At 29.9% G+C, this 14638-nt stretch carries 11 protein-coding genes; 3 read left to right on the top strand and 8 right to left on the bottom strand.

All coding sequences use genetic code 11. The features are described from left to right. Nucleotides 1–158: 158 nt before the first annotated feature. The 7 genes from K292_RS17530 to K292_RS18130 all read right to left on the bottom strand — a co-directional run bounded on the left by K292_RS17530 (nucleotide 159) and on the right by K292_RS18130 (nucleotide 6805). Nucleotides 159–1055 (bottom strand): 3-hydroxyacyl-CoA dehydrogenase family protein, encoded by an 897-nt coding sequence (locus tag K292_RS17530; RefSeq protein ID WP_051280869.1) that lies wholly within the window; start codon nucleotides 1053–1055, stop codon nucleotides 159–161. A gap of 256 nt (nucleotides 1056–1311) precedes the next feature. After that, nucleotides 1312–1815 (bottom strand): preQ(1) synthase, encoded by a 504-nt coding sequence (gene queF / locus K292_RS0115230; protein WP_027400561.1) that lies wholly within the window; start codon nucleotides 1813–1815, stop codon nucleotides 1312–1314. After that, a complete protein-coding gene (gene queC / locus K292_RS0115225; protein ID WP_027400560.1) occupies nucleotides 1808–2491 on the bottom strand; it encodes a 7-cyano-7-deazaguanine synthase QueC in 684 nt (227 codons plus the stop codon). Before queC ends, queF begins: the two co-directional genes overlap by 8 nt. A 29-nt stretch (nucleotides 2492–2520) precedes the next feature. Continuing rightward, on the bottom strand, nucleotides 2521–3111 hold the full coding sequence (gene folE / locus K292_RS0115220; RefSeq protein WP_027400559.1) for a GTP cyclohydrolase I FolE: 591 nt from the start codon (nucleotides 3109–3111) through the stop codon (nucleotides 2521–2523). A 41-nt stretch (nucleotides 3112–3152) separates the two neighbouring features. After that, a complete protein-coding gene (gene queE, locus K292_RS0115215; protein ID WP_027400558.1) occupies nucleotides 3153–3821 on the bottom strand; it encodes a putative 7-carboxy-7-deazaguanine synthase QueE in 669 nt (222 codons plus the stop codon). A gap of 52 nt (nucleotides 3822–3873) precedes the next feature. Then, nucleotides 3874–4305 carry a 6-pyruvoyl trahydropterin synthase family protein gene (locus K292_RS0115210; protein WP_245570877.1) on the bottom strand — a complete coding sequence of 144 codons (432 nt, stop codon included), beginning with the start codon at nucleotides 4303–4305 and terminating at the stop codon, nucleotides 3874–3876. A gap of 517 nt (nucleotides 4306–4822) precedes the next feature. Then, nucleotides 4823–6805, bottom strand: coding sequence for a methyl-accepting chemotaxis protein (locus K292_RS18130; RefSeq protein ID WP_051280867.1), 1983 nt, complete (start codon nucleotides 6803–6805; stop codon nucleotides 4823–4825). Nucleotides 6806–7255: 450 nt separating this feature from the next. On the opposite strand from K292_RS18130, the gene K292_RS0115200 reads away from it, so the two are divergent. From K292_RS0115200 to K292_RS19215, 3 genes are all read left to right on the top strand, one after another. Beyond that, nucleotides 7256–8017 (top strand): TraX family protein, encoded by a 762-nt coding sequence (locus K292_RS0115200; protein WP_027400556.1) that lies wholly within the window; start codon nucleotides 7256–7258, stop codon nucleotides 8015–8017. 124 nt (nucleotides 8018–8141) lie between these two features. Next, nucleotides 8142–9011: a DMT family transporter gene (locus K292_RS0115195; protein WP_027400555.1), complete on the top strand. Its 870-nt coding sequence runs from the start codon at nucleotides 8142–8144 to the stop codon at nucleotides 9009–9011. A gap of 192 nt (nucleotides 9012–9203) precedes the next feature. Then, nucleotides 9204–10646 carry a LuxR family transcriptional regulator gene (locus K292_RS19215; protein ID WP_027400554.1) on the top strand — a complete coding sequence of 481 codons (1443 nt, stop codon included), beginning with the start codon at nucleotides 9204–9206 and terminating at the stop codon, nucleotides 10644–10646. 117 nt (nucleotides 10647–10763) lie between these two features. Here K292_RS19215 and K292_RS0115185 read toward each other — a convergent pair whose 3' ends face one another. After that, complete coding sequence (locus tag K292_RS0115185) at nucleotides 10764–14597, bottom strand: S-layer homology domain-containing protein (RefSeq protein ID WP_027400553.1); 3834 nt, start codon at nucleotides 14595–14597, stop codon at nucleotides 10764–10766. Nucleotides 14598–14638: the final 41 nt, after the last annotated feature.

Here is a 14638-nt window from a genome sequence, read left to right as displayed (position 1 = left end):
ATAAAACAACAAAATAAAAGAATTATAATTTATTGAAATTTTAATTTTTGCCATAAAAAAACTGTACAGATTAAACCGTACAGTTTCATATTTATATATTTATTTTTCTCTAAATTAAAAGATTATTATTATTTATTAATAAGATATTTTTATTGATTTTATTTGCAATAAAGTAAATCTGTATTAGGTGTCTTTGTACCATCTTCATGATAAATATAAAAACCCTTTCCAGTCTTTCTTCCTAAATGACCTGCTGCAGCCATACGACGTAATAATACAGCCGGACGATACTTAGGATCTCCGATTTCATGATAAAGAACTTCCATAACTGCTAATTCTATATCAATACCGATCATGTCTACAAGTTCAAGAGGTCCCATAGGATGGTTCAAACCTAAACGCATTCCTTCATCAATTTCTTCAATAGTACCTATTCCTCTTTCAATCAAAACAAAGGCTTCATTTAACATAGGAATCAGCATACGATTTACAATAAATCCCGGTTCATCTTTGGAAATAATACAAACCTTTCCAAGTTTTTCACCAAAAGCAATAGTTTTTTCTATTGTTTCTTTACTGGTTTGAAGACCTTTAACGACTTCCAATAAGTTTATTAATGGTACAGGACTGAAAAAGTGCATTCCAATAAAACGCGCAGGATTCTTTATATGACCTGCCAATGTAGTAATGGAAATAGAGGATGTATTACTTGTTAATATTGCAGTATCTTTTGCATATTTATCAACCTCTTTTATAATAGATATTTTTATATCTTGATTTTCAGTTGCCGCTTCTATAATAAAATCCGCATCACTGCAGTCAGATATTTCAGTTGTAAATGATAAATTTGCCAAAGCTGACTTCATATCATTTTCTTCCATTCTGCCTTTATTGACATTCTTCTGCAACATTTTTTCTACAGTATCGCGTCCCTTAGCAAGCTGTTTTTCATTAATATCAAAAACAGTAACATTAATGCCACTTGTTATAGCAGTCTGAGCAATACCCATCCCCATAAAACCGGCTCCTAAAATAAATAATTTACGTACATTCATAATATAAATCCTCTTTTCTGTTATAATTTTATGATGCTATATTACAAAATAAAATACCCTTTTTACCGTGATAAAATCACAATTATGTATAAAAGTAATATCTACAACATTTACTATTATAAAACTTTAATAATATAATGTCAAAAGTAAATATTAACCTTTAAACGAAAATTATTTTAAAAATATTGCTATTTTACAAAAATTATTTCACTTAGATAAGTAAAGCAACTCATAACAATGATAAAATTTTATCATATTATCTGTTATCTATATTTTCAGGATACATATCATGCTTTATCATTCTGTAATCCGCCATTTTTTCATATTTTGTTCCAGGTATGCCGTAGTTACAATAAGGATCTATACTAATACCTCCTCTTGGAGTAAATTTCCCCCATACTTCTATATACTTCGGTTCCATTAGTTTTATTAAATCTTTCATTATTGTATTCATACAATCCTCATGAAAATCGCCATGATTTCTGAAACTGAATAAATATAGCTTTAAAGATTTACTTTCTACCATTTTAATTGCGGGAATATAGCTTATATAGATAGTTGCAAAATCAGGTTGTCCAGTAATAGGACAAAGACTGGTAAATTCGGGACAATTAAATTTTACAAAATAATCATTATCAGTATGCTTATTATCAAAAGTCTCTAAAATTTCAGGATTATATCCATAATCATACTGAGTACCTTGATTTCCTAAAAGAGTTATTCCTTCTAAATCTTTGCCTTGTCTTCCCTTTTCATTCATTAATTTTCTCTCCTAATTTATTATCGCATTTTTTATTTTTTAAATACTTTTCTAAGCCCCTTTTTCTAAGTAAACATGCAGGGCAATTTCCGCACCCATCACCAATTATTCCATTGTAGCAAGTAAGTGTTTTTTCTCTTACATAGTCTAATTTACCAAAGCTGTCTGCTAATTCCCAAGTTTGCGCTTTATCCAACCACATTAATGGTGTATGAACTACAAATCCGTAATCCATAGCTAAATTTAAAGTAACATTAAGAGATTTTATAAATACATCTCTGCAGTCAGGGTAACCGCTGAAATCTGTTTCACAAACTCCTGTTACAATATGCTTTGCTCCTTTGACTTTTGCAAGAACTGCTGCAAAAGTTAGAAATAACATGTTTCTACCCTCTACAAAGGTTGATGGAGGTGCTCCGTTTTCACCCATTTTAATTTCTATATCATCTCTTGTGAGTGCATTTGGTGCCAATTGATTCAATAATGCCATATCCAAAATATGATTTTCAACACCCAATTCTTTAGCTATTGATGCTGCACATTCTATTTCTTTTTTATGTTTTTGGTTATAATCAAAAGTAACTGTTATTACATCATCAAATTCCTTAAGTGCCCAAAACAGGCATGTTGTGGAGTCTTGGCCTCCACTAAATACAACAACTGCTTTCTTATTCATATTATTTTGCTCCTGTTATTTTTTATTAATTATTTCATAATCAATAAAGCTTCTTGCCTTAAAACATCATTACTCTTAAATTCTCCTGTAAAGGTTGTAGTTGTAGTTAAAGTTTGTGATTTTTTTATACCTCTTGCTGTCATACAGCTATGTTCACCTGTAATAAGGACTCCCACATCTTTACTGTCTGTAACCATATATATAATATCAGCAATATCACTTCCAATACGCTCTTGAAGCTGTAATCTCCTTCCTACCATATCAGCAATTCTGGCAATTTTACTAAGACCTATAATCTTATCTTTAGGGCGATAGATTACACTTACTTTCATATTGTACATTAGTGCCAAATGATGTTCACAATAACTATTAATAGGGATATCTTTAACTACTACCATATTATTGTGAGTTTCAAAAAAAGAATCTTCATCAAAAACTTTCCCAAACATTTCAGCTATTTCTTCGTTGGAATAATTCATTCCTTCAAAAACTTCTTCATACATTTTAGCCACTCTCTTAGGAGTTTCTATTAGCCCTTCTCTTTCAGGATTATCTCCCAGAGCGATAATAATTTCACGTATGCATTCTTGAATTTTTTGTGTGTCAATTTTTTTCTTCATTCGTATACCTTCTTAATTAATATTGTAATTCAAAGTATTTTTTAAACTCCTCTTACTTTCTCATCCCAAATGATTTTATGCAGCTGGACTTGTAGCTTTACTTTATTTAACTTTTTATCTTTCATAAATTCTACTACTTGTTCTGGTCTTATTTTCCCAAAAACAGTGCTTAAATAAACTGAGCATTTATTACTTAAATTATATTCTTTTATAATTTCATAAGCAACTTTCAAATCCTCCATGCTTCCAACAACAAATTTATATGCATCCTTAAATCCAACACTATTCAAATTGTTTAGATTCATATATTTCATTACTTTACTGCTTGGCAGTTTATAATCAACTATATAACTTATATTCCCCTTGTTATGTTTTCTCTTAAATTCACCTATATCTACAGAGCCATTTGTTTCTATATGGATTATCAAAGTTTCATCCTTGTTCAAAATTTCCAAAAGTTCATCTATATTATCTTGAATTAAAGGTTCTCCACCTGTTAAAGTAACATTAGTACATTCATTTTCCTTTATATAGTTATAGATTTCTTCAACGCTTAATTTTTCATTCGTACTTTCTTTTTCCCACGAATAAGCTGTATCACACCAAGAGCATCTCAAATTGCATCCTTGAAATCTTATAAAGGTTGCAATTTCTCCGGCGCTGGGGCCTTCTCCATCTATTGATAAAAACTTTTCTGTTATATTAAACATTTTTTCTCCCTGTAGTCAAAGTTATCTTTATTTAGAATTTTTATTTGTAAATTCAATCCTCCGTATATATACAGCTGTTATTTGGTGTTTCAAACAATTCAACCTCACATACAGATAGCCCTTTCGACTTTAATCTATTAAAAATATCTCTTGACATTTCTTCTGCTGTTGGTCTGTATGAAACAAAATATATTGAAAATTCATTTGGAAGCTCCGCTAATTTTTTAGCTAAGGCTTTTCCTTCTTCATTCTCTTCAATAACCAATTTATGGTCAAAATTTTTCTTAATCTCTTCTAAATTATCTTTTAAATTTGTAAAATCATCTACCATTCCTCTAAGTTGGCCATCTTTTTTTAAAGTTTCCGAAGCTAATTTTACAATTAATTTATATCTATGACCATGAATATTTGAACATTTCCCAACATATCCATTTAAATAGTGTGCCATATCAAATTGTACTTCACTTTTTATTTTAAACATCATATGCTCCTTCTTTTCTTATTTTCTTACTAAAAAAGCTGAAATATGTTCTTTAAGCAATAAATTAAAACATAAACTTCAGCTTTCAAATTTCTAATATATTATGACTTGTTATTACTTTTATATCTATTATGCGTAAAAAATATTATTAAATGAAAGATTTATATTTTCAACGTACTTACATATTTGTACTTTAATAGTTTGAATCCTGCAATTATAAATGTGCTTGATCCTATATTTTTCAATATTATTAAGTAAACAATATAAAAAGGTTTATTCTATTACTTTCTAAGCATAATAAAATAAACCTTAAATTCTTATATATTTAAAATTAAACAGCCTAGTTTTTTTTAAGGACAGGATGGTCTTAATGAACTGTCCGTATTAAATTATCATTATTAATATAGCATACTTTATTTAACTTTACTATATAATTTTAAAATTCATAAAATCAGCAAACAGATTCTTAACTAAAAAAGAACTAAAAATAAGAATTATATGAATAGAAGCTATAAAGTTTCTATTCTTCATTGCTTAATTTAAATTTATTAATCAGTTCTTCCAACAGCTGTGCTTGCCCTGATAATTCTTCACTTGTTGCTGCGCTCTCCTCTGCTGTTGCAGCAGTAGTTTGAACTACAGCTGATATCTGCTCTATACCTTCTTTTACTTGCTCTATCAAAATTACTTGCTCTTCTGCTTCTGTGGCAATTTTATCAGTTAGAGGAATAGCCTCCCTTGCAGATTTAGCGCTCTCTTCCAAAGCAATTTCCGTTTTATTGGCAATGGCTGTTCCATCTTCAACTACTTCAATTGTTTCTTTAATTAAAGATGTTGTGGTTTTAGCTGCATCTGCTGACTTACTTGCTAAATTCCTTACTTCATCGGCAACTACTGCAAAGCCTTTTCCAGCTGCTCCTGCTCTTGCAGCTTCAACAGCTGCATTAAGTGCAAGAATGTTAGTTTGAAATGCAATATCTTCAATCACCTTAATTATTCTTGAGATTTCTGATGATTTTAAAGATATATTTTCCATGGCATTAACCATTTCTTTCATTTGATTATTACTGTTTTGCAGTTCTACTCCTACACCTTCTGATTTATCACTTGCTAATTTTGCATTTTGCGCACTATGATTTATTTGTTCTGTAATCTCAGTTATGGCAGCGGATAATTCTTCAATGGAACTTGCCTGCTGCGTAGCGCCGCTTGACAAAGATTGAGCTCCAGATGCCACCTGATCTGAACCTGTTGCTACTTGGCTTGCAGATTGATTAATCTGCATTAAAGTGCTATTTAAAGTCTTTAAAAAGGCTTCCATATTTTCTTTTAGCTTTTTAAATTGTCCTATATAATCTTTTTTCAGCTCAATCAATAAATCTCCATTAGAAACTTTTAATAAGACATCTGAAATTTCATCTATGTATCCTTGATAATTTTCTAATCTCGAAATTGTAAGATTAAATGCTTGTGCAAGCTGACCTATTTCATCTTGAGATTTTACATTAAGCTGAACATCGAAATTGCCATCTGCAATTTGTTTTGCGGCCTCCGTAATCTTCTTTATAGGTTTTGCTATTCTATTACTTACAAAGAATATAATTATACCACCTATTATTATAAAAATAACTATTAATGTTATTATAATATTTCTTATGGCATTTACCTGAGACAGAATTTCATTTTCTTCAACAGTTACTACCATAATCCATGGACTATTTTCCACTGGTGCAAAACCTGCTATTTTATTCACACCTTCATATACATAATCTCCACTTCCTGATTCTCTTGATAACATTTTATCTTTTACTAATGTAGCCAATTCTTTATGCCCTTCATTTGCATCCGAATCATCTATAAGATTATATTGATTTTTAACAAGATCAGTATCAGGATGTCCAACAACTCTTCCTTCATCATTAATTAGATATCCATACCCAGTTTCCCCATAAGTAACATCTTTTGAAATATCACTTAATAATAATCCATCTTTTCTTCCATACAACACTCCCACTTGTTTTCCATTTACTTTAACAGGTGCTGCAAATACAATTACAGGTTTGCCATCTAATTTACTGAAAAGAACATCAGATGTTGCTGTTTTACCTTCCATTGCTTTTTTAAAGAAATCACGATCGCTGACATTATTTTTTTCTTTGCTGCTGTTTAATAGTGTTGCATTTCCTTTATTATCTGTTAAAGCAAACAATACATATCCTGTTCTTTCAGCTTCTGCTTCACAAAATTCAATTTTTTCTTCTAATGAAATCGTTTCATCTGTAATTACTCTATTCTGAGCAAGAGCTTCAATATACATAAGCTCCGCATCTCTTTTTGCTTCAATATACTTAGCTTCTGTTTCTGCCATCACTTTTAAATCGTCATGTGAATTTTCAATTAAATTATCACTTACAATATGAATGGTAATCAAGCCAAGTACTCCTGTGATTATTAATATTACAAGTGTAAATGCTGCAATTATTCGTGTTTTTATAGATTTCATAAAATTTCTCCTTGTATAAATTAATTTTCAATTACTCAAATCCTAATTAGCGCCAATAATAGCAGCTGTACTTTTGCTCATTTTTTCTTTTTAAAATCATCATTGCCACTCCTTTCGTACATGCTTGTATTTTAATACTATATATTATATCATTCCGTAATAAAATCACAATTTTTATTCATGTGAATATATCTGCTTTTAATTATACCTGCCTGATTAATAATAATTAAGCAAATTTTTTTATTAGAAGAAATCTTTATAATCTTAATTTTAAATCTTTTTCTATAATTATAGTTTCAGGTTGAACAAATTACTTTAATGAGATAATATAATTATATAAATACCCTAAAAGCTTTATATTAAATAAGTTATTAAAATAATTAGGTTATTTTTTTATCTTAAAAAATGCAGAAAAAAATCATAATTAAGAAAAGGGATAAGGGGGAAAAATTGACTAAAAAAATAATTAGCGGAAGCACAATTAAAATTATTGCTATTATATCAATGCTTATCGATCATTTTGGGCAGATTATAGTTAAAAATGGAATTGTAATGAATGCCACCTACTCAATGTTTAATAACTTCCAATTCAGTATAATAATGAACATAGTGGATGTATGCCACATATTAGGAAGAATTGCATTTCCAATATTCTGTTTTTTAATTGTTGAGGGATTTTTACATACTCATAATGTAAGAAAGTATATTCTTCGCTTGACTGTATTTGCAATAATTTCAGAACCTATTTATGATTTGTCATTTTCGGATAAAATTATTAATATTCACTTACAAAATGTAATTTTTACACTATTATTAGGATTGTTAACAATAACCTTAATCAAAAAATATAATAATAACTATTTAATTATAATATTAGCTTCATTAGTAAGTTCAGCAATTTCATTTTACTTAAAAATGGATGGTAGTTATTATGGAATTTTATTAATTGTCACTTTCTATCTATTTAAGGAAAAAACCGTTTTGCAATTTATAACGGCTGGATTGATTATGTATCTTTGTGGTCTTGATTATTCATTAAAAGCATTTATTGACCCATATTTTATTACATCATTATCATCATTGATTTTTATCTCATTATATAATGGTAGACGAGGATTAAATATGAAATATATATTTTATATTTTTTATCCGGCACACTTACTTTGTCTGTATTTGATTTCCCAGTACTTGATAGTACCAAATCTATCATAAATAAATTATCTTATGTAACAATAAAAAAGAGTAAAATACGGGATAAAAGATTTATACTTACTGGTAATTTAATTAAAATTGAATATAAAATAATATCTAAATTTAACAAAAGGAATGTAAAAATATGAAAAATGAACATAAAGGAATTATATTAATATTATCATCGGCATTTTGTTTTGCTGTAATGGCAGCTTCTGTAAAGGCTGTTCCGTCAATTCCTTTAGGTGAAAAAATATTTTTTAGAAATATCTTTGGAGTTTTCTTAATGGGATATGCATTATATAAAGATACCAGTAAGATTAAATTTACAAATAAACAATTATTACTACTGAGATCTGTTCTTGGTTTCTCAGGTGTTGCAGGATATTATTATTCTCTGTCTAAGCTGCCTCTCTCAGATGCAGTTTTACTTAATAAGCTGTCTCCTTTTTTTGTTATAATTTTTTCTTTGTTATTTTTAAAGGAAAAAATAACGAAAATGCAGATTTATGCTTTAATTGTGGCATTATTGGGAGCTTCATTGATTATAAAGCCAGAATTTGGATTTCTTCTTATTCCATCAATCATAGGATTTACTGCCTCTGCTTTTGCCGGAGGAGCTTACACGGTAATAAGACAGTTAAGATTATATGCTCATCCAGACTTGATTGTTTTTACTTTTTGTTTGTTTTCGACTATTGCCTCTATACCTATAATTATTTTCAGCGGTTTTGTTATTCCTTCAGGTAAAGAACTTTTTTTCCTCATTTTAATTGGAATATCAGCAACAAGTGCCCAAATACTAATGACCCACGGATACAAATATGCCCCTGCATCACGTCTTGCTATTTATGGATATGTCAATATTATTTTTTCTGTCATATTTGCCATAATTTTTTGGTCTGAATACCCTGATCTTCTTACAACAGTTGGAGGAATCTTAATATTATTCGGAGGTTTTATAAATTATTTCTCAAATAATAATATTAAATTTAGAAAAAACAAATCATCTTAAAGACATTTTTCTATATGACATTTATTTTACTTTTATCAATCATTTGTAAAATAATTCCTTTTTATATAAAATTATCTTAAAATTAAAAAATGCCTTGAAAATTATAAGTTTATATATTAAAATTAATTTTTAAAAATAGTATTCGTTTAAGATTATATATGAATAGAATAAAAATTAGATTGGATTATATAAATGAAAGTAAAACAAAGTTATTTAACACCTATAACATTAGGATTATTTTTGGGATGGATAATGTCATTACCATATGAGGGACCTGTACTTTATGCAATTGGAGATATCTTAGGCTTTAATGGCATGTATCTGAATAATTTTACAGTCTTTGCCCATTTTCTTGGTATAATTTCAACTGCATTTTTTGTAAAAAATCCCCATTCCGCAAAAAAAGTTATGCTATTTTCAAATATTGTCTGCTTAATTGGGAGCCTTGTATTGATTATTACCCCTGTAAATTATTGGCGTTTTATTATAGTACCTCTTGCATATATTGCCGGTACTTATGTAACTAGCTGGGCATTTTTTTATAAACAAAATGCTGATACTAAGAATAGAGGAAAAGTAAGCGCTGATGTACTGATTTATTCAAATATAATACTCACTTTGTCTTCATTTTTTTCTATAATTGTAGCTCCCTTTTTAGGATATTCTTTTATAATATTAATACTTGTTCTCTGTATTTTTGTAACAAGTAAGTTAAAACCCCTTAATATAACAAATGATTCAAAAGTGGGAACAGACTCCAAACATTTAAAAACAACTATCATAAAGCCATTGTTCATTTTTTATCTATTTATTTTTATGGTTACACTAACTTCAGGCACCATGTTTCAAGTTGTATATCCTTACTACAGTGATTTTGAATTGTTATCCAGCCTATATACCAATATTCCTTATATAATAGGTTTATTGTTTATGAGGACCCTGGCATACAAAAAGAGCAAAGCCTACACTTTATATATGGGTATGTTCTTTTTAGGTATTTCTTATATTGAATTTTTTTTGCTTCCTAAAACAATCATAGGCTTTTTTCTTGTTATGACACCTCTTCTTTTTGCTTATGGTATCTTTGACTATTTCTGGTGGCGTATTATGGGTGACCTTTTTGAATATGTTAAAAATCCTGCTTGTATATTAGGTGTTGGTTTAGGTCTCAATGTTTTCGGTGTATGGTGCGGCGGATTAATCGGTCAGGTTATTATGGCAAAAACTCTTGGTGAACATATTCTTGTTGCTTCTTTTTCTATAGGTATTTTATTTACCTTATTCCTTTTGCTTCCCATATTAAATTATCATATGTCAACCCTTTTAAAGAATCATAACTTTTTTATATTTTTTACATCATTATCCCATCCAAAACAAGAAACAGTACTTGAATCCAACAATATATCTGATAATTTAACTGAAAGGGAAAAAGAAATTATCGAAGGTGTTTTAAAGGGATATACCTATAAAAAAATTGCTTCTGATTTATATATCAGCGAAAATACGATTAAAACTCACACTAAAAATATTTATCGAAAGCTAAATATTTCTTCTAAATATCAGCTTATACAACTTTTTAATAATATTACCGAAACAAAAACATTAGATCAAAAAAACAAGGAATTTATAAATTAAATATTATTGCTTATTTATGAAGAATTAATAAAAATTTATATGCACCTCTTACTTATTAGATTGTATAAAAACAATCTAAAGTAGAAGGTGCATATTAAAATCTAGGGGTTTAATTTTTTAATAACCGTATACCTTTACATCATCAAAATAGATAGTATTACTTCCGCTTGCATTACCGGATGACATTCCTGCAGCATTTAACGGTTTATCCATATTAATCATGCTTATATCACTTGCCTCTAAGACTCCATTAACATAAATATCATATGTCTCACTTGTTAAATTTACTGCGAGTTTTACATTATACCATGTGTTTAGAGTATAATCGGTCAATTCCACTAAATCATTATTATCATGACCGCTTGTGCTGTACTGTATTTTACCATTTAGCACTGTTAGTCTTAGTTTTCTGTAATTATAATTGTCAGACAGCTCCATTGTCCCATTTTCATATTCTGATGTAGGATATAAATTTGCTTCAAATATCAAATGGCTTAATCCTGAAATATCTATTTGCTTATAACAAACTGATGCCCCGCCACTGGAACCATCGAGTTTTAATGAATTGTTTCCGTTTTTGCTCACAGTACTGGAAACTATCACTGGTTGGCTTGAATAAACGTTCTTCCACCCCGATGGTATTAAATCTATTTCTTCATCTTCAAATCCATTATTAATTAAATAACTATAATGCATATCACCATTATCATTTCCTACATTTTGAAGTATTGGTCTATCTGTACCCATTTGCCATATATCGTCAAAATCCCAGTTTAAATCAGGATCTGTACCTGAGCTGTCATAACTATTTACATCTCCAAATTGGAAAGCGGGCATATCAGCACCACCATTATCATTAATGTTAATAACTCCTCCTCCGCCTGTCATATCTGCATTTGCATAGTTATTATTAAGTGTACCTTCACTTCTATTTTCTCCGGCAACCCTTCCAACATAACTGTTTGCTCCTGCAGATACAGCAATAATATTATTAAATGCTATAGAATCTGAAAGTCCATCATCATTTGTTCCTACTAATCCACCGGCATATAAATTATACACTGCCTCTGCATGTAAATCACATATTGAATAGCACTTTGAAATATTACCGTAATTATATGAAGCTATTCCTCCAATTCTAATACTTCCACCTGATGCAGAAACATCACCTTTAGAATAACAGTTACTAATAATGCTGTTATTGTCTGCACTCGCTGTTAAACCTCCTGCATATGCCTCTTTTGTCCCTGCAGATGCTTCAACATTAACAATTGAATAGCAATTGTCAATAGTTCCACCACAAAAACCAATCAATCCCCCTGCGTAACTTCTTCCTCCACTGTCTGTTCCCGTTCTAATAGCAGATGATGTTCCTGTTACAAAACAATTTGTAATAGTTGCACCCCAGGTATTCCCTCCGGCTAATATACCTGCTATGGCATTAGTATTATATCCTTTTGATGTAACATCACCAGCTATCATACCCAGATTCTTTATTTCTCCCCCTGATACATAACCAAATAAACCTACGTAATTAACATCAAAACTTTCCTTATTAATATACAGATTAGAAATAGTATGGTTATCCCCATCAAAATATCCTGTAAATGAACTACTACTATTATTTCCTATAGGAGTAAATCCGGTATGAGTAACTCCGGATACACTAATAAGATTACTATCAACACTACCCGATTCATAACTTTCTTCGTCCTTGAAATCCAAATCACGTTTCAATTTATAATAAGCTGAAAGACTATATTCATTGCCATCGCTATTAGATCCACTGCCAACAAGTATTAAATCTTCTATACTGTTAACTATAAATGGATCGTCAATTGTTCCTGAGCCTGACAGCTCTGTAGTCTTAGCCACCGTTGTAAATGTAGCTGATGTTGCTTTATTACTGTTATCATTATAATCTTCTACCGACCTCGGCATAGTTACAATATAAGATTGATTATATTTCAAATTTTCATTAGGAGTTATGGTAATGATTTTTTTCTCACTGTCTATTGTTGCTGTAAAGGCAACTGCAGTTCCACTAGTTTGAAAAAGAATCATTCCTAAGTCATCGTTTTCTAATGGGCTATTATCATACTGTCTAATTGGTGTATTAAAACTAATTTTAATTTTTGTATCTAAAGCTATATCTTTTGCTCCGTTTTCCGGCGTTATAACTGCAACCGGTCCATCTGCTGTTGTAAAGACAGTATTTGTTGCTGTAATAGCATTATCTGCTTCATCTTCCAGTTGAGAAGCTATAGCAACATAGTATTGCTGATTATATTTTAAGTATTCAAAAGTTCCTGGATTAGGATATATGGTTATTACTTTTTTATCATCATCAATAGTTGCAGAAAATACTACATCTTTACCGTTTTTATCCGTCTCTTTTAATGTAATCATACTTGTTAAATCATTATTTTCCAGTACGCTATCATTTAACTTTCTTACAGCTTTATTAAAGGTTATCGTTATAGGTTTGTCTATTTTTACATTACTGGTACCATTCGCAGGATCAAATGCAACGGTGGGTGCAATAGAATCATTTGAACTTGATGAATGTGACGAACCACCGGATGAATGTGATGAACCACCTGACGAACTTGATGAACTCTTTTCATTAATTCCGCTTGTATCTATTCCATCTTTTAATAAAACTTTCTCCCCAACTTTCTGTTCTGCGGTAACACCTTCCGAATTAATAACTGCTTTTATAATAGTTCCTTGCCCAGTTACCTTTGTTGGCTGATTAAATATTATTTCCTTAACTTTTGCCTGTTTACCTATATCCACTTGAGTATTTTTCTCATTTAATTTCAAAACATCTATAACTGTATCTTCAGTAATATTAATTTTTACTTTGGAGGCAACATCTACCTCACTAAAATCGCCTTCCAGCTCAACTTTTTCCCCTCTGCTTAAAATCTTTACATTTGAGTTTTTAAATGAACCTTCCAACTTTCCTTCTGACTTTAGAATAGCTTTTCCGATTTCACTGTTCTTAGATACAACTCTTATTTTTCCGTTCACTTTACTGATGATAATTTCATCCATCTCACTGTTATTAAATACTATGGAATTTTCACCGCCACCATTTACCACAACTTTTCCTTCAACCGTAATCTTTTCTAAATCAACATCGCCCTCTTTTATACCTGCCGCTAATATTAAATCACCTTTAATGACTGTATTTCGCAATACAACATTCTTACTGTTTATAGTGAGATTTCCCTCTATTTCCTGATTATTTTCTTTTGACCCATAAGTTCCTTCGTTATTTATTAAATTACCTACAGCTCTATCAAGTATTGTTAATGCTTCCGCTCTTGTAATCTCACCTTGCGGTTTTATAGTCTTATCTCCATAACCTTTTAGATATCCCTTTTCCATGGCAGCGCCTACATATGCTTTACTCCACTGTGGTATATCCTTTGCATCTTTATAAGTATTTTCATCTATTGAAGTTTTTGATAAATCTAAATAATATATGCTTGATATTATAGCGCATACCTCTTGCCTTGTTATATAACTGTTTGGTGATAAAGCATCCTTATCATACCAATCCATATAACTATTCGCTTTAGCAATACCCGCTGCATTATAATACCAATTTTTTGATTTTACATCTCCATAGTTATCTTTCGTAGTTTCATAAAATCCATAAACTCTGTTAATCAAAGTAATAAATTCAGCCTTTGTAATTTTACCGTTCGGTTTAAAAGTGCCATCTGGATAACCTAAAATCAAATTATTACTGAGCCACTTAGTTATAACTTTATTTCCCCAATGACTTTCAATGTCTGCCATCTGTATTTTTTTGTCATTGCCGGGTATACTGTTTTGACTTTCATTACTTGCATGGCTACCAATAGTAAAGCTGCTAAAAACCATAATCAAAGTTAAAACAATACAAATGAGTCTAAAATATTTTTTTCCTATTCTCATCAAAGCTCTCCTTTCTTTTACACATTATAATTCTAGTAAAA

The organism is Anaerovorax odorimutans DSM 5092, from assembly GCF_000426305.1.
Taxonomy (GTDB): Bacteria; Bacillota; Clostridia; order Peptostreptococcales; family Anaerovoracaceae; genus Anaerovorax; species Anaerovorax odorimutans.
Note: the sequence above shows the minus strand (reverse complement) of the source record. Positions and strands in the feature narration are given on the sequence as shown.

What these genes read in the sequence shown, in the direction of transcription:
- K292_RS17530 (WP_051280869.1), bottom strand. Translation starts at nt 1,055, where the DNA reads ATGAATGTACGTAAATTATTTATTTTAGGAGCCGGTTTTATGGGGATG.
- queF (WP_027400561.1), bottom strand. Translation starts at nt 1,815, where the DNA reads ATGAATGAAAAGGGAAGACAAGGCAAAGATTTAGAAGGAATAACTCTT.
- queC (WP_027400560.1), bottom strand. Translation starts at nt 2,491, where the DNA reads ATGAATAAGAAAGCAGTTGTTGTATTTAGTGGAGGCCAAGACTCCACA.
- folE (WP_027400559.1), bottom strand. Translation starts at nt 3,111, where the DNA reads ATGAAGAAAAAAATTGACACACAAAAAATTCAAGAATGCATACGTGAA.
- queE (WP_027400558.1), bottom strand. Translation starts at nt 3,821, where the DNA reads ATGTTTAATATAACAGAAAAGTTTTTATCAATAGATGGAGAAGGCCCC.
- K292_RS0115210 (WP_245570877.1), bottom strand. Translation starts at nt 4,305, where the DNA reads ATGATGTTTAAAATAAAAAGTGAAGTACAATTTGATATGGCACACTAT.
- K292_RS18130 (WP_051280867.1), bottom strand. Translation starts at nt 6,805, where the DNA reads ATGAAATCTATAAAAACACGAATAATTGCAGCATTTACACTTGTAATA.
- K292_RS0115195 (WP_027400555.1), top strand. Translation starts at nt 8,142, where the DNA reads ATGAAAAATGAACATAAAGGAATTATATTAATATTATCATCGGCATTT.
- K292_RS19215 (WP_027400554.1), top strand. Translation starts at nt 9,204, where the DNA reads ATGAAAGTAAAACAAAGTTATTTAACACCTATAACATTAGGATTATTT.
- K292_RS0115185 (WP_027400553.1), bottom strand. Translation starts at nt 14,597, where the DNA reads ATGAGAATAGGAAAAAAATATTTTAGACTCATTTGTATTGTTTTAACT.